This window comes from Alkaliphilus serpentinus (genome assembly GCF_009017255.1).
Lineage (GTDB): Bacteria > Bacillota > Clostridia > Peptostreptococcales > Natronincolaceae > Alkaliphilus_D > Alkaliphilus_D serpentinus.
Window position 1 is genome coordinate 1 of the sequence record NZ_WBZB01000038.1, and the last position, 17,341, is coordinate 17,341.

General features: G+C 37.4%; 20 protein-coding genes, 2 tRNA genes, 1 other RNA gene and 1 other annotated feature. Of the genes, 17 read left to right on the forward strand and 6 right to left on the reverse strand.

The window, feature by feature from the left end:
• Nucleotides 1-452: 452 nt before the first annotated feature.
• From F8153_RS10585 to F8153_RS10595, 3 genes are all read left to right on the forward strand, one after another.
• Entirely contained in the window at nt 453-917 is a 465-nt protein-coding gene (locus F8153_RS10585; protein WP_151866331.1) for a QueT transporter family protein, read from the forward strand.
• A gap of 153 nt (nt 918-1,070) precedes the next feature.
• The gene (locus tag F8153_RS10590; protein WP_151866332.1) at nt 1,071-1,583 is read left to right on the forward strand and encodes a transcription repressor NadR; all 513 of its coding nucleotides are present in this window, start codon (nt 1,071-1,073) and stop codon (nt 1,581-1,583) included.
• Between the two features lie 51 nt (nt 1,584-1,634).
• Nucleotides 1,635-2,678, forward strand: a complete 1,044-nt coding sequence (locus tag F8153_RS10595; RefSeq protein WP_151866333.1) for a PTS transporter subunit IIC — start codon at nt 1,635-1,637, stop codon at nt 2,676-2,678.
• Nucleotides 2,679-2,725: 47 nt separating this feature from the next.
• Here the strand turns inward: F8153_RS10595 and F8153_RS10600 are convergent, their stop codons facing one another.
• The gene (locus F8153_RS10600; RefSeq protein WP_151866334.1) at nt 2,726-2,929 is read right to left on the reverse strand and encodes a hypothetical protein; all 204 of its coding nucleotides are present in this window, start codon (nt 2,927-2,929) and stop codon (nt 2,726-2,728) included.
• Nucleotides 2,930-3,062: 133 nt separating this feature from the next.
• Nucleotides 3,063-3,279: a binding site (T-box leader), on the forward strand.
• Between the two features lie 50 nt (nt 3,280-3,329).
• Here F8153_RS10600 and serS point away from each other — a divergent pair.
• On the forward strand, nt 3,330-4,607 hold the full coding sequence (gene serS, locus F8153_RS10605) for a serine--tRNA ligase (RefSeq protein WP_151866335.1): 1,278 nt from the start codon (nt 3,330-3,332) through the stop codon (nt 4,605-4,607).
• A gap of 43 nt (nt 4,608-4,650) precedes the next feature.
• Here serS and F8153_RS10610 read toward each other — a convergent pair whose 3' ends face one another.
• Together F8153_RS10610 and F8153_RS10615 are read right to left on the reverse strand one after the other, a co-directional pair.
• On the reverse strand, nt 4,651-5,205 hold the full coding sequence (locus tag F8153_RS10610) for a DJ-1/PfpI family protein (RefSeq protein ID WP_192929773.1): 555 nt from the start codon (nt 5,203-5,205) through the stop codon (nt 4,651-4,653).
• Nucleotides 5,206-5,261: 56 nt separating this feature from the next.
• The gene (locus F8153_RS10615; RefSeq protein ID WP_151866337.1) at nt 5,262-6,200 is read right to left on the reverse strand and encodes a helix-turn-helix transcriptional regulator; all 939 of its coding nucleotides are present in this window, start codon (nt 6,198-6,200) and stop codon (nt 5,262-5,264) included.
• A gap of 225 nt (nt 6,201-6,425) precedes the next feature.
• Between F8153_RS10615 and F8153_RS10620 the strand changes: the two genes are divergently transcribed.
• From F8153_RS10620 to F8153_RS10630, 3 genes are all read left to right on the forward strand, one after another.
• Nucleotides 6,426-6,502: transfer RNA gene (locus tag F8153_RS10620), tRNA-Arg, on the forward strand.
• A gap of 168 nt (nt 6,503-6,670) precedes the next feature.
• The gene (locus F8153_RS10625) at nt 6,671-6,946 is read left to right on the forward strand and encodes a hypothetical protein (RefSeq protein WP_151866338.1); all 276 of its coding nucleotides are present in this window, start codon (nt 6,671-6,673) and stop codon (nt 6,944-6,946) included.
• A 3-nt stretch (nt 6,947-6,949) separates the two neighbouring features.
• Nucleotides 6,950-7,222, forward strand: a complete 273-nt coding sequence (locus tag F8153_RS10630; protein WP_243136955.1) for a GNAT family N-acetyltransferase — start codon at nt 6,950-6,952, stop codon at nt 7,220-7,222.
• 36 nt (nt 7,223-7,258) lie between these two features.
• On the opposite strand, the gene F8153_RS10635 is transcribed toward F8153_RS10630, so the two are convergent.
• Nucleotides 7,259-8,686 (reverse strand): sigma-54 interaction domain-containing protein, encoded by a 1,428-nt coding sequence (locus F8153_RS10635; RefSeq protein WP_151866340.1) that lies wholly within the window; start codon nt 8,684-8,686, stop codon nt 7,259-7,261.
• Nucleotides 8,687-8,999: 313 nt separating this feature from the next.
• On the opposite strand from F8153_RS10635, the gene F8153_RS10640 reads away from it, so the two are divergent.
• Genes F8153_RS10640 through F8153_RS16145 form a run of 3 tightly spaced genes read left to right on the forward strand, consistent with a single transcriptional unit; the run spans nt 9,000 to nt 10,893 of the window.
• Nucleotides 9,000-10,037 (forward strand): 3-oxoacyl-ACP synthase, encoded by a 1,038-nt coding sequence (locus tag F8153_RS10640; RefSeq protein ID WP_192929775.1) that lies wholly within the window; start codon nt 9,000-9,002, stop codon nt 10,035-10,037.
• A 20-nt stretch (nt 10,038-10,057) separates the two neighbouring features.
• Nucleotides 10,058-10,675, forward strand: a complete 618-nt coding sequence (locus F8153_RS10645) for a flavodoxin family protein (RefSeq protein ID WP_151866342.1) — start codon at nt 10,058-10,060, stop codon at nt 10,673-10,675.
• Between the two features lie 23 nt (nt 10,676-10,698).
• On the forward strand, nt 10,699-10,893 hold the full coding sequence (locus F8153_RS16145; protein ID WP_192929776.1) for a hypothetical protein: 195 nt from the start codon (nt 10,699-10,701) through the stop codon (nt 10,891-10,893).
• 43 nt (nt 10,894-10,936) lie between these two features.
• Here F8153_RS16145 and F8153_RS16585 read toward each other — a convergent pair whose 3' ends face one another.
• Both F8153_RS16585 and F8153_RS10650 read right to left on the reverse strand, forming a co-directional pair.
• On the reverse strand, nt 10,937-11,065 hold the full coding sequence (locus F8153_RS16585; RefSeq protein WP_279237134.1) for a hypothetical protein: 129 nt from the start codon (nt 11,063-11,065) through the stop codon (nt 10,937-10,939).
• A gap of 65 nt (nt 11,066-11,130) precedes the next feature.
• Nucleotides 11,131-12,321, reverse strand: a complete 1,191-nt coding sequence (locus F8153_RS10650) for a coenzyme F420-0:L-glutamate ligase (RefSeq protein WP_151866343.1) — start codon at nt 12,319-12,321, stop codon at nt 11,131-11,133.
• Nucleotides 12,322-12,449: 128 nt separating this feature from the next.
• Here F8153_RS10650 and F8153_RS10655 point away from each other — a divergent pair, with 128 nt between their 5' ends.
• From F8153_RS10655 to F8153_RS10685, 7 genes are all read left to right on the forward strand, one after another.
• The gene (locus F8153_RS10655; RefSeq protein ID WP_151866344.1) at nt 12,450-13,340 is read left to right on the forward strand and encodes a LysR family transcriptional regulator; all 891 of its coding nucleotides are present in this window, start codon (nt 12,450-12,452) and stop codon (nt 13,338-13,340) included.
• A 127-nt stretch (nt 13,341-13,467) separates the two neighbouring features.
• Entirely contained in the window at nt 13,468-14,151 is a 684-nt protein-coding gene (locus F8153_RS10660; protein WP_151866345.1) for a phosphoribosylaminoimidazolesuccinocarboxamide synthase, read from the forward strand.
• A gap of 317 nt (nt 14,152-14,468) precedes the next feature.
• The gene (locus tag F8153_RS10665) at nt 14,469-15,179 is read left to right on the forward strand and encodes a flavodoxin family protein (RefSeq protein ID WP_151866346.1); all 711 of its coding nucleotides are present in this window, start codon (nt 14,469-14,471) and stop codon (nt 15,177-15,179) included.
• 179 nt (nt 15,180-15,358) lie between these two features.
• Nucleotides 15,359-15,808, forward strand: coding sequence for a tRNA adenosine(34) deaminase TadA (gene tadA / locus F8153_RS10670; RefSeq protein ID WP_151866347.1), 450 nt, complete (start codon nt 15,359-15,361; stop codon nt 15,806-15,808).
• Between the two features lie 159 nt (nt 15,809-15,967).
• Nucleotides 15,968-16,056 (forward strand) — tRNA-Ser (locus tag F8153_RS10675).
• A gap of 19 nt (nt 16,057-16,075) precedes the next feature.
• An RNA gene (ffs, locus tag F8153_RS10680) (signal recognition particle sRNA large type) lies at nt 16,076-16,340 on the forward strand.
• Nucleotides 16,341-16,722: 382 nt separating this feature from the next.
• Nucleotides 16,723-17,341, forward strand: a 619-nt coding sequence (locus tag F8153_RS10685) for an S-layer homology domain-containing protein (protein WP_192929777.1), incomplete at its 3' end; no start/stop codon positions are given.

Genomic DNA, 17,341 nt, shown 5'->3' on the forward strand with positions numbered 1-17,341 from the left:
TTGGACCGCAGGGTCCTGGGAGAGTAGGACATTGCGGCATGATTTTTTTATTTTTTGAAAAAAAATATAGATAGCGAAGCTTAAGGTGTTAGCCTTAGCTCATTCCGTAAATTGATATACAAAGGAAAGGGAAGTCCCGCGGCTAACTAAGTGACCGACAAGAAACTAAGATTTCTGTCGTCTACTTATTGGACCGCAGGGTCCTGGGAGAGTAGGACGTCGCGATATAATTTTTTTTTGCTTTTTTGGAAGTTTAAACTGACTAATGGCGAAGCCTATGGTGTTAGCCTATATTGATTTTAGGTAATTGATGAAGAGACTAAGAAATTTCCACAATATTGTTCTTTACTTAAGATAGACTTATGATATACTATTTAAGTGCGTAAATTGAAGCATAAAAATAGTCAGTTCGAAACCATCCTGACTAAAAACAAAACTATGGAGGGAAAAAAATGAAAAAAACAAATTATTTAACTCAAGGTGCAATCATCGCAGCTTTATATGCAGTTCTAACAATAGCTTTTGCACCTATAAGCTATGGAAATATACAGGTCCGCATAGCTGAAGCATTAACAATTTTACCATTCTTTACTCCAGCTGCAATACCAGGTTTATTTGTTGGCTGCATTATTGCAAATATTTATGGAGGTAATGGTATGATAGACATAGTTTTTGGTAGCTTGGCTACCCTTACTGCAGCTTATCTATCTTACAAAATGCCTAGAAAATGGCTGGTACCCCTTCCGCCTATTGTTATAAATGCAATAGTAGTGGGCTTTATATTAAATTACCTATTTCAATACCCTCTCTTAATAACAATGGGTTGGGTAGCAGTAGGGCAAATCATAGCTTGCTATGGTATTGGTTATATATTATTACTTACACTAGAAAAATATAGAGATAAGATATTTAAGTAATAAAATGATATTAAACACCTTTTAGTATAAGGTGTTTTTTTATTTGCATAAAAGCTACCAATATGTTATATTTAACAAGTGACAAGACACCTGTAATGGCAAATATATTTACAGTAAAACAAATAATGAGTATATCTAAAGGAGGTGGTATTAGTGAAGGCAGAGGATAGAAGAATGTCAATATTAGAATACTTAATAAAGGAACACGGACCGGTAAAGGGTACAACCCTTGCAGCTCAATATAACGTATCTAGGCAAGTAGTTGTTCAGGACATTGCACTACTACGGGCACAGGGTATAGATATAATGGCTACTCCACAGGGTTATGTAATCTCAAAGGATCAAAGTAAGGGTCTTATTAAAACCATAGTTGCAAAACACTTAACAGATAAAGAAATGGAAGAAGAACTTCAAATTATGCTGGATTATGGGGCTAGAATTTTAGATGTTATAGTTGAGCACCCTATATATGGAGATATTAAAGCATCTCTAAATATAAGCTATAAAAAGGAATTAGATGAGTTTATGAGTAAGATTAAGGAGGCTGAACCCCTTTCTTCTTTAACAGAAGGAGTGCATATTCACACCTTGGAGGTGCCAAACGAAGAAAGCTACAAGGAAATGCTAAAAGCCCTTTTAAAAAAGGGATATTTAATTAATGACTAATATAGGTTAAAGGACATTATTTACTATTTCATATTAAGGAGGGCAAAAATAATGGCTAACGATAAATTTTCATTTAGAGAGTATATAACAAAAGCATTGAATGGGATGGCCTTAGGTCTTTTTTCATCTCTAATCATCGGACTAATACTTAAACAAATAGGCGAACAATTAAATTTTGAATTTCTAGTAACCTTTGGACAATTTGCTCAATTTCTTATGGGTCCTGCAATTGGTGCCGGGGTAGCCTTTTCTATAGGGGCACCATCTCTTGTTATCTTTGCATCCTTAGCTACAGGGGCAATAGGAGCTGGTACAGTTTATTTAACAGAGTCTAATATTTATGCAATAAAGATTGGTGAACCAGCCGCAGCCTTTGTTGCTGCTTTAGTTGGTGCAGAAATTGCTAAAAGAGTAGCAGGAAGGACAAAGGTGGATATCGTTGTGGTTCCTGCCATTACAATTATTGCAGGTGGTTTAGCGGGGAACTTTGTTGGTCCTTGGGTGGCTGCATTAATGAAGGGCCTTGGTCAAGTGATTAATCACGCAACGGAGCTTCAACCAATCCCTATGGGCATTCTGGTTGCCATAATAATGGGTATGGTCCTTACACTGCCAATAAGCAGTGCAGCACTGGCTATTTCTTTGGGGTTAAATGGTTTGGCAGCAGGGGCTGCAGTAGTGGGATGTGCAACACAAATGGTGGGCCTTGCAGTGGCAAGCTATAAAGAGAATGGATTTGGCGGATTAATTTCACAAGGCTTAGGTACCAGTATGCTTCAGGTGCCTAATATTATTAAGAATCCTTGGATATGGCTTCCTCCTACTTTGGCAAGTGGTATACTGGGACCATTAGCAACTACATTATTTAATATGGAAAACAACAGTGTGGGAGCGGGTATGGGAACCAGTGGCCTTGTTGGACAATTTGGGACAGTAGCAAAAATGGTTACAGAAAATGGTGACCCAATGACAACTGTAATCACAAAAATAATCCTACTACACTTTATCCTACCAGCAATATTAACATGGATAATAGCGGAATGGATGAGAAAAAAGGAACTCATAAAAACAGGAGATATGTTATTAGATCAATAAATAGAAAAGGGCTGCAGGTGAATGCAGCCCTTAAATTCGTAATTATGTTATCTAGAATTACGCTTAGCTCTTGATTCCTTTAACTCTTCTAGGGTAATGTTGTCTAAGTAAAAGGACTTTCTACTAAACTCTTGTCTTGTTATAATATTCTTCTCAATTAGCAACTCTATTAATGTTGCAATTGCTAAGGTGTTTCTATAATCATTATCCTTCATATCAGCGATTTGAGAAACAATGTCTAATTTATTCATAGACCCTCGCCCCCTTTCTATTTTTTAAGTATTGTCAGGATAGATAAATATATACAATTTTTTAATTAAGAAAATAAATAAAAATCTATTGATTTGTAATACTAATTATGATAAACTACATTCTAATAAAATATGAAAGGCTATGAAGAGAATTAGTAGACATGGAGGCTTCTTTAGAGAGCTGATGGTAGGTGAAAATCAGTGAAGGGAAATGTTGAATCCATCTTGGAGCTATATACTGAATAAAGTAGGTACCATCGGTTAGCAACCGTTAAAGAGCTTTGAGGGAATTAGAATATTATCTAATTAACTAGGGTGGCAACGCGGAAATTAAAGCTTCCGTCCCTTTATGGGACTGGGGCTTTTTTTATTTATAAAAATTCAGTAAGGAGGTAAGGCAATGTTAGATATTAAACGGATTAGAAATAACTTAGAAGAAATCAAAGCTGCTATGGGCCGGAGGGGAGAGCAGGAATTTGATCTTGATGATGTAGTGGCCCTAGATGATGAGAGAAGAAGGCTATTACAACAGGTGGAGCAAATGAAAAATGAGCAGAACACAGTGTCAAAAGAGATCCCCAAGCTAAAGAAGGAGGGCAAGGATGTCTCAGAGGTAATGGGTAGGATGAAGGAGCTATCTAGCCAGATAAAGGACTTGGATGGCAATGTTAAGGATGTAGAGGATAAGCTTTATTATGCTTTAATAAGAATACCTAATATACCCCATCCTGACGTGCCTCAGGGAGACACTGACGATGACAATGTAGAAATTCGAAAGTGGGGTCAACCCAGGAGTTTTGATTTTGAACCAAAGCCCCATTGGGACTTAGGAGTTAATCTTGGAATTCTAGATTTTGAAACAGCAGGAAAGGTTACTGGAGCAAGATTTACCCTATATAAAGGGAAGGGAGCAAAGCTGGAAAGAGCCCTTATAAACTTTATGTTGGAACTCCATACCAATGATCATGGTTATACCGAGGTATTGCCGCCCTTCATGGTTAATAGAGATAGCATGACTGGAACAGGCCAGCTACCAAAATTTGAAGAGGACACCTTCAGAGTACCTCAAAAAGACTTCTTCATGATTCCAACAGCAGAGGTCCCAGTAACCAATATCCATAGGGATGAAATAATAGAAGAGACGGAGCTTCCTATTTACTATGCTGCGTATACTCCATGCTTTAGGGCTGAAGCCGGTTCGGCAGGTAGAGACACTAGGGGATTGATTAGACAGCATCAGTTTAATAAGGTAGAGCTTGTTAAATTCGTAAAGCCAGAGAACTCCTATGAAGAGCTAGAAAAGCTAACAAGAGATGCGGAAAAGGTACTACAACTATTAGAGATCCCCTATAGGGTAGTGAAGATTTGCACTGGAGACTTGGGCTTTACAGCAGCCTTCAAATATGACATAGAGGTTTGGATGCCTAGCTATAATCGATATGTAGAGATTTCATCTTGTAGTAACTTTGAAGACTTCCAGGCAAGAAGAGCAAATATAAGATATAGACCTGAGGATAAAGGCAAGGTTGACTTTGTTCATACCTTAAATGGTTCAGGGTTAGCGGTAGGAAGAACCTTAGCTGCCATCCTTGAAAATTTCCAAAATCCAAATGGGAGCATAAAAATACCAGAAAAGCTTAAGCCCTATATGGGAGTAGATGTAATAACAGAAAAATAACCATAAAAAATAACCGGTGGATTTTTACCGGTTATTTTTGGTCTTATTTGTATTCAAAAGCATTTGGGCTTTTAAACCAGCTTAAGTAACTTGGTACAGTTTTAGGGTCAAGCTTCCCAGACAATCGGTACAACTCTAGGGCAAATTCTAAATAAGCTGCAGGCTTTGCTGAAACAACCTTATGATCACTTTCATACATTGATCCTGTCATTATCCCTGATTTGGGAAGAAAATCATAAGTCACATCTGGCTTATAATAGCTTGTAAATCTACGGTTTTCAAGGATACCAGCGTAGGCTAAGTAATCAACTCCCCCACAAATTCCCCCTATGATAGCTCCTTTGACTTCACAATCTCTAATTAATTGAAAAATATCTTCTTTTGGAATTGGTGAACCACCAGGAATTATTAAAACATCAATTTCCTCTGCCTTCACCTCCTTAACCTGCTTGTCGATTAGAAGTCGTCTGCCGTCCACACACTTAACCACTTCTTGGTCACTGGCAATAGTAAAGAGATTCTCTTCACTAAAAAACAAAGTAGGAATACAAATTTCCGTTTCATAATATCCGTCATATAAATAAACTGCTACATTCATTTTAAACACCTCCAAAGCCATCTTATCAACTAAACCTTGACAGCATTATGTCAGCGTTAAAAATATTTTTTAGCTGCAGTGGATATTTTTTCTTTTATTTGCTCAATAAAAGGAGTAGGCTGTTTAATCGTAACTTGGGATACATTTCTTATGGCAAGGGTCTCAAAATAGAACAAGTTATTGGTTTCAATGGTTATAGTAAATAAGTTCTCTTTAGTATTTGAAATTACTGCCCCTTGCATTGCTCCATCATCCTTGATTAAAGAGAATAAATCTTTATGGATATCAAATTCTAATAGAATTTTCGGATCCTCTAGGGCCATTGAAGAATATTTCTTTTGAATACTCAGAGCTATTTTATCCTTAAGGGTAGATACGGATCGAATTCTATCTAGACGAAAGGTCCTTTTTTCTTCTCTTAGATGACAAAAGGCTATTAGGTACCAGCAGCCCTCACTATATAGCAAGCGTAAGGGGGATATTTTTCTATCAACAATATCATTCTTCATTGGTACATAGTACTTAATCTGAAGTTGATTTTTGTTATAAAAGGCATTAAGTATGACTTCAAACAGACCCTTTAGGTGGGCCTCAGGGAATATATCTTGTATCTCTAAGGATACTTGCTTTAGGATGGCTTCGTTCTTTATGGCTAAGTCTTTGCAAGAATTTCTAAGTTTAAGGCTTAGAGCATTAATACTATCGTTAAAGTCCGGTAGGCTTAGCTGATTAGTAACCTTTAATAATAGCATTAAAATTAAAACCTCCCTATCAGTAAGGCTAATGGTAGGCATAAAATAAGATGGTTGGATCTCATAACCACCCCCAACTCCCTCGTAGGCAACAATAGGAACCTTCATCTGGGATAGGGCATCAATGTCTCTATAGATTGTTCGCTGAGTTACCTCCATATAATTTGCGATATCCTTAGCGGATATTCTACCTCTTTGGTGTAAAAGCATTATAATCATCTGTAATCTCTCTGATTTCTTCATGTTATCACCTGTAATTTTCTAATTAATTTTCATATATTGTTATTCGTCTTTTTATAGAAATTCTCCTTTATGCTAACCTACAATTTGTTACCAATGTAGATTAGCGGTGCTATTATACCATGGATAATGATAGAATTCATAGCACATAATATACAAAATAGCCAATTTATATAATTGATTTTTTCAGTATAATATGTTAAACTATCATTTGTACTAAAAAAACATGCACCTATAGCTCAGTAGGATAGAGCAACGGTTTCCTAAACCGTGTGTCGGACGTTCGAGTCGTCTTAGGTGCGCCAGAAAAGATTCCCCAATACTTCTATAGTGTTGGGGTTTTGTTTTTTAACTAAACCATAAAATCCTTGGTAGGGTATAACATGAATTATAATTACCTATAGCAGGAAGTATTTATTGAATAATCTAATATATATTGGGATAACATAGGAGCCACTAGGGGGAATTAAACAATGTCACAAAATAAAATAACCATTGAATTATGTATGAGAGATCAGAAGTTCATCATCAATAATTTATATCCTCTTTACTTACATGACTTAGCTGAAATAAGAGGAGAGCTTCCAAACAAGTATGGAGTTTTTGAGGAGGATGATGAATATAAGACGTTACAGCAGCAAATACCTGTATTTGATATTTGGTGGGAAAATAAAAAGGTACTATATCCCTACTTAATTAAAGTTGATCAGCTACCAGCTGGATTTGCATTAATTGCTACTCCTCCCTAATTGGTGGATGAAAGTGAGTACATGGTTAATGAATTCTTTATTCTCAGGCCCTTTCGTGGAAGGGGTATAGGTGAAGAGGCCATAACTAAAATATTTAATGAATTCCGTGGAAGATGGATGCTATTTACAACCTTATCCGATAGCAATAAAAAAACCATCAGCTTTTGGAGAAAAACCTTAAAGGGCTATACAAATGGGAGGTATGCCGAAGAAGATAAAGAGCTACCCCATTTTGGCCTCAGCAAGGTATTTAATTTTAATAATAAGTTCAAATGATGTAAAACCTAGTAAAAAAGTTGAGGATTAAAACCCTCAACTCTTTTCAATTCCAAAGCCTTTGAGCTTTCTATATAGGCTCATCCGAGGTATTCCTAAAGCCTTGGCGGTTTGGGCTTTGTTAAAACCATGCTTTTCTAAGGTCTTCATAATAAGGATTTTTTCAACCTCTAACAAAGTCTCCTTCAGGGTAGCTTCCTCAGAAATCCAGCAATGATTTTTATCTGAAGGAGCTTCAGGGAGGGACTTTAAGATATAATCAGGAATATCCTCTTTTCTTACCATCTCATCAGGAGCATTTACTGCGATTCTTTCAACAATATTTTTTAACTCTCTAACATTTCCTGGCCATGGATAGGCCTTTAGGAGGTGAATGATATCTTCAGTAAAAACCTTAAATATATTAAAGTCTTGATACATGCTGGTTATGAAGTGATTAATCAATAACGGGATATCCTCTTTTCTATCCCTTAGGCTGGGGACCTTCAGATTTAGAACATTAAGCCTATAAAACAAGTCGGATCGAAACTTGTTTTCCAAAACCTTTTCTTCAAGGTTACTATTGGAGGCTGCAATAACACGAATATCTAGTTGAAGAATTTCATTACTACCGACCCTTTCTAGCTCCTTTTCCTGAAGAATTCTTAAAAGCTTAGCCTGTAAATTGAAAGGGAAATCTCCTATTTCATCTAAAAAAATTGTTCCTCCATTAGCCAACTGAAATTTACCGATTTTCCCTTCTTTATGGGCTCCTGTAAAGGCTCCCTTATCATAGCCAAATAACTCCGATTCAATTAGAGCCTCAGGAATTGCGGCACAATTTACCCTTATAAAGGGTCCATTTTTTCGATTACTGGAGTTGTGAATTGAATGGGCCAAGAGTTCCTTACCAACACCACTTTCGCCTGTTATTAATACTGGAAAATCCGTATTAGAATAGGCCTTTGCCCTTTCTATACATTCCTTTCCTAAAGGAGAATTGGTCAATATATCGTTAAAGCTATACTTGGCCTTATAGATATCTCCTACCTTGTTGAGCTTGTTGACTTTTAAAGCTTTAAATAAATGATTTTCCATGGTCAAGTCGTGCAAGTAGCTTAAATTATCAAATAGTATGATTCCAACTCCACCTACAATTACATCCTTATAAAATAATGGAATTCTATGGACAATTGCCTCTCTACCGTCATGAAATCTATGCTTTTGACTAATTTCTGCCCGGCCGGTTTTTATAACAATAGGAAGCCTTACTGTAGGGTCAATTTCAGACAAATGCTTCCCCATTACATCCTTCAATTCAAGATTTAAGAAATCCAAGAAAGCTTGGTTCATAATTATGACTCGACCATCAGCATCTAAAAAATTAATAGGTATTGGAAGCTGGTCAAATAAAAGGGTTGTCATAGATACGAAAATATCTGCAATTTCACTGGGATTAATACTATTCATAAAGGAATTTTTCATAGTGCCCTCCACAAAACTATCAATAGTAGTGTATTTCAATATCACTATTATATCACTATAGCAAAAGGGAAGCCATCAATAATAGTAACAAAAAGTTACATGTAACATTATGATTCGCAAGATAAGGGTTCCTTTGATTACCAACAGAGGAATGAAAGTAACAAAATGTTACATAGAAAGGAATATTTCTGTAATTATTAGCAATTAGATTGGCTATATATCTTAATCTCGCCAACCGGCATGGTTATTGCATTCTATATCCTTCATAAAGGCTTCTTGCCTTTTAGCATAATGATAAAAGGAGGTAATAGCTTTGAAAAAGGGATTTCATGTAGGGATTCTGAACTATTCCATCTATCTGCCAGAAAAAACCATTACAGCAGAGGAACTGTCTGAACTAGTAGGAATAAAACCAGAAATACTAAGGGATAAGATGGGGATTAATAGAAAGCATGTAGGCGGACCTGAGGATCATCCAGGTATCATGGCCACGAAGGCTGCTAAGGACTTACTTAAGAAAACCAAAGTTGACCCTAAGGAAATTGACATGATTCTATATGCAGGAGAAACCTATAGTGAATATGTATGCTGGACTGTAGCAATAAAAATACAAAATGAAATAGGGGCTGATCGTGCCTATGCCTGGGACTTATCCTTTAGGTGCGCAGGAACTCCTTTAGCCCTTAAGGTTGCCAAGGATATGATGTATGCAGATGAAAGCCTTAAAACCGTTCTTGTGGCGGGAGGAAATGCAAATGCCTATTTAATTGACTATAAAGATCCATTGCAGTCCTTTATGTTCGACATGTCTCCTGGGGGCTTTGCCCTGATTCTAAAAAGCGACTATAGTGAAAATGAAATATTAGGTACGGGTATAATCACCGACCATGTATTTTGTGATGATGTTATAGGAAAGTATGGTGGAACCTTAAATCCGATTACTGAAGAGATTGCCAAGGATCCAGAAGAGCTTAGGAAAGCCAAGCTTATATCATTGTCTGACCCTGAGGGAATGAAATTGAGATTGGCAGAGAGGTCTTTGCCTGACTTTACGGGAGCAGTTGCTCTAGCATTAAAGGCTTCTAATTTAACAGCAGCAGATATAGATTTCATAGGCATTACCCATATAAATCCTAAGGCCCATTACGCTATTATGGCGGAGCTGGGAATCGATAAAGAAAAGACGGTTTATCTATCTGATGATGGCCACTGTGGCCATGTTGATCAGCTCTTAGCCTTAGATTATGGAATAAAACAAGGAAAAGTAAAGGATGGGGATATATGCGCCCTATTGGGGGCTGGAACAGGCTATGCCTTTGCTTGCTCAATAATTAGAAGGGGAAAAGGCTAGTAATAAAGGAGGATTCAAATATGAAGGTTTTAGGAATCACAGGTAGTCCAAGAGAAAAGAGCAACACTGAGTATTTTGTTAGAATAGCCCTTGGTGAATTAGAAGCACAGGGAATTACTACAGAATTGATATCCTTAAGAGAGAAAAAGATACAAGCCTGTAGAGGCTGCTACGGATGTATAGAGGCAAAGACCTGTACCTTAGAAAAGGATGATTTTGATGAGGTCTTTGATAAGATGCTAGAAGCAGATGGGTTAATTATTGGAGCACCGGTATATAATTCTTCAACACCTGCCGGGGTGAAAGCTCTATTAGATCGGGCAGGCTTTCTAAGTAGATGGATTCGTAATGAAATGAAGGACAATAAAGAAAGCTATAATTGGAAGGGAACAGCCTTTTCTGGAAAGGTTGCAGCACCCATCACTGTGGCCAGAAGGGCAGGGCAAAACTTTGCCTTTGCGGAGTTGCTACTATGGTTAACTGTGAATGATTTTATTGTAGCCGGCTCCCATTACTGGAATGTAGGGGTTGCTGGTAAAGGTGGAGCTGTAGATGCTGAGAATGACAGCGAGGGGATTGGAATTATGAAGCATATGGCTACAAATATGGCCCACATCATTAAACAGCTAAAAAAGTAATGATATAAATAAGTAACTACTTTATGGGGGATGTAACCTGCGAAATGCTGGATAAAGAATTTAAAGCTAAAACAGGTTCTGAAATTGTTGATAAGCCTAGAGAATTTGGGGGTTTTTTAACTAGTGAAGTGATAAAGGCTTCTGGAAGGTATAGATATAATGACTTGTTTAAAAGAATCAGTGGCAATAATTTCTCTTTAAGCTATAGGGTAGATTAACAATGAAATTAAGAAAGCTCTTTCTAAAATACAGAAAGAGCTTTCAGACTGATGAAAAACCCTCATCTTCTTTGTTGCTTCGCAAAACCAGCACTCTTACGTATTTCTGTATACGCTGCAATCGCTGGTTTTGATTGCGTCTCCAATCTAAGGGCTTTTGATCAGTCTGCATCTTGAATACTTTGTCTTCAATCTAAAAGCTCTCTCTATATTACATATAGAAAGAGCTTTTTTTCATTATTTAGTATAGTTATCAAAGTAACCTTGGATGAAAACTACGGGAGTTCCCTTATCTCCACTTCCTGTTGTTAAGTCACAAAGGGATCCAATAAGATCCGTAAGTCTTCTAGGGGTTGTTCCTTGGGATTCCATAACACCTGTTAAATCAGATTCCTTATTCTTAATATACTGAGAAATGGCTTCTTTAAGGGCGTCACCCTTTAGGTGAGCGAAGTTGTTATCGGCAAGATACTTAATCTTTACCTCGTTAGGAGTACCCTCAAGACCTGATGTATAGGCAGGAGAAACCACTGGATCTGCCAGCTCCCAGATCTTACCTACAGGATCCTTAAAGGCTCCATCACCATAAATCATAACTTCAAGGGTTTTTCCAGTAGCTTCTTTAATCATAGCTTGAATTTTATCTACTATTGGTTGGGGGTTTCTTGGAAAAAGCTTAACGCTTTCTTCTGTTGCCTTATTAGAGCCTAAAAGTCCATAGGATTCATTATAACCGCTTCCATCTATTGGCGCTGAACAAATATCATCTAGTCCAAAAACCTTACTGGCGCCATTAGCCTTAAGTATTCTCTTTGTTCTAACCCTTGTATGAATATCACAAGTCAGAACACTTTTAGTATAGTCTAGTATAGTTTTGGGGTTGTTTGAGAAAACAATATCACACTCAACGCCATATTCTGTGATTAAGGATTTATAATAGTCTATATAGTCAATACCCGTAAAGGTATGCTTGTTGTAGCCAAAATGATGGCGAAACTCAGCTTCTGTCAATACATCTGTCCAGGGGTTAACACCCTTTTCGTCTAGAAGGTCTATATCTACCAAATGATTGCCAACCTCATCTGAAGGATAGCTTAACATTAAAACAATCTTTTTTGCTCCCTTTGCTATACCACGAAGACAAATAGCAAATCGATTTCTACTTAGTATTGGAAAAATCACTCCTACGGTATCATCCTCAAATTTTCCTGCAACATCCTTTGCAATAGCATCAATACTGGCGTAGTTACCTTGAGCCCTTGCAACAACTGACTCAGTTATGGCAACAATATCCTTATCTCCGAAGGTAAAACCTTCAGATTCAGATGCCTTTAACACAGTGCTGACAACAATCTCAGGAATATCATCACCCTGATTAATGATAGGAGTACGCAAACCTCTAGCAACAGTACCAATTATTCTTTCCATATTTAACCCTCCTTGTATTTTATATCTTTAGTTTTTCATAAAATGTGTAATCTACCCTTGTACTATACACCATTTATATGGTATAAGTAAAATAAATAGATAAAATATAGGGTATAAGGAGTGCTTATATGATTGCAAAACTAGATTTATATAAGGTCTTTTGTGAAGTGGCTAAATGTCAGAGCTTTTCTAAGGCAGCAAAAGAGTTGTATATGACACAACCAGCTGTAAGTCAGTCAATTATGCAGTTGGAGGCAGAGCTTGATGTTCGGCTTTTTACTAGAACCTCTAAGGGAGTAAGTCTAACATATGAAGGTCATCTATTATTCGAGTATATTTATTCTGCTGTTAATCTAATAGAAGTAGGAGAAAAGAAGATATTTGAGGCAAAGGGGCTAATGATGGGAGAACTAAAGATTGGCGTTGGCGATACCATCTCTAAGCACTTTCTCCTTCCATATCTAGAAAAGTTTCATGACTTATATCCTAATGTAAAGTTGAAAATCATAAATCGTACTACCCTAGAAACCTGCAATTTGCTAAAATCTGGAGAAATAGAGCTGGCAATTTGCAATTTGCCTATTGAAGATCCCTCCCTTGAAGTTAAAAAATGCATGGATGTCCATGATATATTTGTTTGTGGAGACAAGTATAAAGAGTTGCTTGTTAAGCCCTTAAGTATAGAGGAACTTATTAAGCTGCCACTAATTTTTCTAGAGCCTAAATCCAACTCCAGACAGTATGTAGAAAAGTTTATGATATCCAAAGGGGTAAAAATATTCCCAGAAATCGAATTAGGATCCCATGACCTACTGCTGGAATTTGCAAAAATAAATTTAGGAATAGCCTGTGTTATAAAGGAATTCTCAAAAGACTATTTGCAAAATCATTTGTTATACCAAGTAGAGCTTACCGGAGAGATTCCAAAACGTACTATTGGATTCTGCTTCCTTAAGAGTGTTTCCTTGTCTTCCTCATCAAAGAGGTTTGTTGAAATCGTTGAAAGCAACTTAGAATAACAATATATAATCACAGGTTATAAATATTATTAGTTATATTTATTTTACTTATAACTTCAGTTTAATGTATAGTACAATTATAGAAATCCTTTGTAGGATAATAACAAGAAACTGAGGAGTGGGTAAAATGAAGCTTATTTACACAGGCAAAACAAAAAACGTTTACGCTGTAGAAGATGGAAACTATCTACTTAAGTTCAAGGATGATGTGACGGGAGAAAATGGAGTCTTTGATCCAGGCGCTAATACTGTGGGGCTAACAATAGAAGGGGCAGGAAGAGCAGGACTAAAGCTTACCAAACACTTTTTCGAGGTTATTAAGGAAAAAGGGATACCGACCCATTATATTGATGCCAATATAGAAGAGGCAACAATGAAGGTAAAGGCAGCAACAGTATTTGGAAAAGGGCTGGAGGTAATCTGTAGATATAGAGGGGTAGGAAGTTTTTTGAAACGTTATGGGGGTTATGTAACAGAGGGACAACCCCTAGATGCCTTTGTTGAGGTTACCCTTAAGGATGATGGACGACAAGATCCCCCTATAACGGTTGATGCCCTTGAGATGCTGGGGATACTTTCAAAGGCTGAGTATGAAATAATAAAGGATTTAACAAGGAAGATTGCAGCGATAGTAAAAGAGGAACTAGAGAAAAAGTCTATTGAATTATATGACATTAAGTTTGAGTTTGGTAGGGATAATTGTTCTGGAGAAGTTCTTTTAATAGATGAAATCTCTGGTGGAAATATGAGGGCCTATAAGGACGGAAAGTATATTGAGCCTTTATTGTTGGAACGATTAATGCTGGCATAATAGAAATAATGCACTATTGATTTGATCACCGGAGCTTTGCAGCTGTGGTGATTTTTCAATATTTCTTGTGAAACTGGAAGGTATTTATAGTAGTATAGAAGTGACGACCTCAAATCTTCTTTACTTCTATGGGATGCTCCTGTATACTTTAATCATGAGTCTAGGATAATTTTTACAAGCCTAAGATTTTGAGCTAGTAATCAAGTTTGGAGTTTTCATTATAATGGCGGTAGCACTAACCATCCTTATGGTGATGGAAGAAACTAAATCATCTAAAGTATCGTAGGGTAAGATTGTAGTTATAGGGGGAATAGCGGATGAAAATAACTGTAATTTATGGAAATAACAGAAGGGGAAGCACCTATCATTCCACAGAAATCATAAAAAAAGCAATGCTGGAGTGTGGAGAAGTAGCCTTTGAAGAAGTTTGGCTACCTAAGGATTTACCAGAGGCTTGTTTGGGTTGTTTTAACTGTATACTTAAGGGGGAAGGCCATTGTCCCCATAATCAATATGTTTCTAAGATTCTAGATAAAATCATCTCCTCTGATGGGATTATTTTAGCATCACCTGTTTATGGCTTGGATGTATCCGGTGCAATGAAAACCTTTATAGACCACCTATGCTTTATGTGGATGCCCCACCGCCCCCATGGTGAGATGTTTTCTAAAATAGGCTTTGTTGTATCCACAGCTGCAGGTGGGGGAACCAGAAGAACCAATCAAACCATGATGAAAGCATTAAATTATATGGGATTAAGACGCATTTATTCCTATGGAAGGGCAGTGGCTGCCAGTAGCTGGGAGGATGTAGCTGATGGTAAAAGGCTGCTAATTAAGAAGGAGCTTTCAAAAAAGGCCCGAAGGTTTTATTTTGATCTATTAAAAAGAAGAAGTCTTAGAGTAAGAACCTTCACCAGAATTCTTTTTATGATGATGAAGGGAATGATTTCTAGATATAAAGATGATAATCTAGACAAGGAGTACTGGAGGGCCATGGGGTGGCTTAAAGATAGCAAACCATTTTAAGAGACTATATTATTAATATAAATTGAATATAATCTTTTCACTTAGCAAATACACCCATTGACTTTTACCTGTATTTTTATTAATATATATCTTGTGCTTGAATTTTAAAAGTTCTTATGGGTTACAATAATAGCTAGGCTTTCATCAGTTATTAACTCCTTCAAAGGGGAGGGAAGGCAATGGATGAGTACTATATGACATTAGCCCTACAGGAAGCCCGAAGGGCCTATGAAAAAAAGGAAGTGCCTATTGGGGCGGTTATTGTAAGGGATCATAAAGTAATCGCAGCTGCCCATAACTTACGTGAAACTGAAAAAAATGCCATCTGCCATGCTGAAGTAATTGCAATAGATGAGGCATGTCGGAAGCTAGGTGGCTGGAGGTTGACAAGAAGCACCCTCTATGTTACAATAGAACCCTGTCCAATGTGTGCAGGCGCAATACTTCAGAGTAGAATCGACAGAGTTGTAATTGGCGCTATGGATCCAAAGGCCGGAGCCTGTGGGTCTGTGATGAATCTCCTTCAGATGAATGAGTTAAATCATAAGTCGGAGGTTGTAACTGGAGTGCTTGAAGCTGAATGCAGTAATATTATGAAGGATTTTTTTAAAGACCTTAGAAAAAGATAAAAGGCTTTTCAACCTCAAGAAGGCTGTTCAAGGCTGTTCAAAAGTATTTAGCTTAGAGACACAAGAAAATGAGACGCCGGAGCCTATAATGACATAGGTGAGGATGACGAAATTTACGCAGTAACGAAGAAGATAAGGGCTTTTCAACAGCCTAAATATGGAGAGGTGTCCGAGTTGGCTAAGGGGCACGCCTGGAAAGCGTGTAAGGCCGTTAGGCCCCGCGGGTTCGAGTCCCGCTCTCTCCGCCATTAATGAGTTTAACCTTTGCTGTGCTAGATGGGGAGGTAGCGGTGCCCTGTAACCTGCAACCCGCTATAGCAGGATTGAACTCCTCACGTAGGCATGTTGTATGTAGGGCCGCCTTTAGTAAGTGGTGATGAAAGTCGGGTCCTACGCAACGGAAGCTTACGAACCCCGTCAGGTCCGGAAGGAAGCAGCGGTAAGTAATCACTTTCGTGTGCCGTAGGGTGGCCTAATTTGAGCTAACTGCTAGAGTAACGCTTATGGCAACCTGTCAAGGTGAGGTGCACAGCTTAATTTTTTATAAATAAAAATCCAGAGAAGCTTCTCTGGATTTTTTTATGTTGTAAACTGTCGATTTTGGTCTAATGATTTTTTGTGAAAGTTTCCTCCAAATTATTGCATAAAATACAATAAGTTTGGTATAATTGCCATAGTTTAACTGTAAAAAGCTGTAAGTAATGGCTAAAAATAAAAATGATAGCGAATTCTAGTGCATTATTTTTTTAGTTTAGAAATCTATGCTGATAATGTGTGGCCAAATATCTTAGGTGGAGGATTTTGAATGCTAGAAAAATTGAAATCTTAAGTAACATCATTCAGCAGGATTAACTAGCTACATTTATAGACATTCAACATTCAACATTTAACATTAAAATAGGGGGTATCAATCTATGAAAAAATCTATGATTATTCTAGCTATTGTATTGGTTTTATCTACTGTTGGCTTTGCCTTTGGAAGCATAGCCAATGTAAATATTCAAGATATCGTTTCAAGATTCAGTGACGTTTCGGAAAACCACTGGTTTGCCAAGACAGTAGCAACCCTGGTGGAAAGGGGCGGAATTGATGGTTATACCGATGGAACCTTTAAGCCCCAAAGGGAAATAACCCAAGGGGAGTTTATTAAGACAGTGGTGGGAAGTCTGCATCAAGAGCTACCCTTAGCCAAGGATGGTCATTGGGCAATGAATTATATCAGAAGGGCAGTGGAGCTTGGGTATATTGAGGAAGGCGAGTACCCAGAAGCAAATTTAAACAATATCATCAACCGCTATCAAATGGCCAAAATTATAGTTAATGCTGCAGAGGCCCAAGGGGAGACCTTTATGGAAAACCCCAGTAGCTACATTGAAAGAATAAAGGACTACAACAGCATTCCTGTAGGATATAAGGAGCTTGTTTTAAAGGCCTATACTCAAGGGCTTTTAGGAGGCTATCCCGTTGGAGAATTTAAAGGAACCAGAGGCTTAACCAGAGCAGAGGCTGCAACAGCAATTGTAAGGATATTTG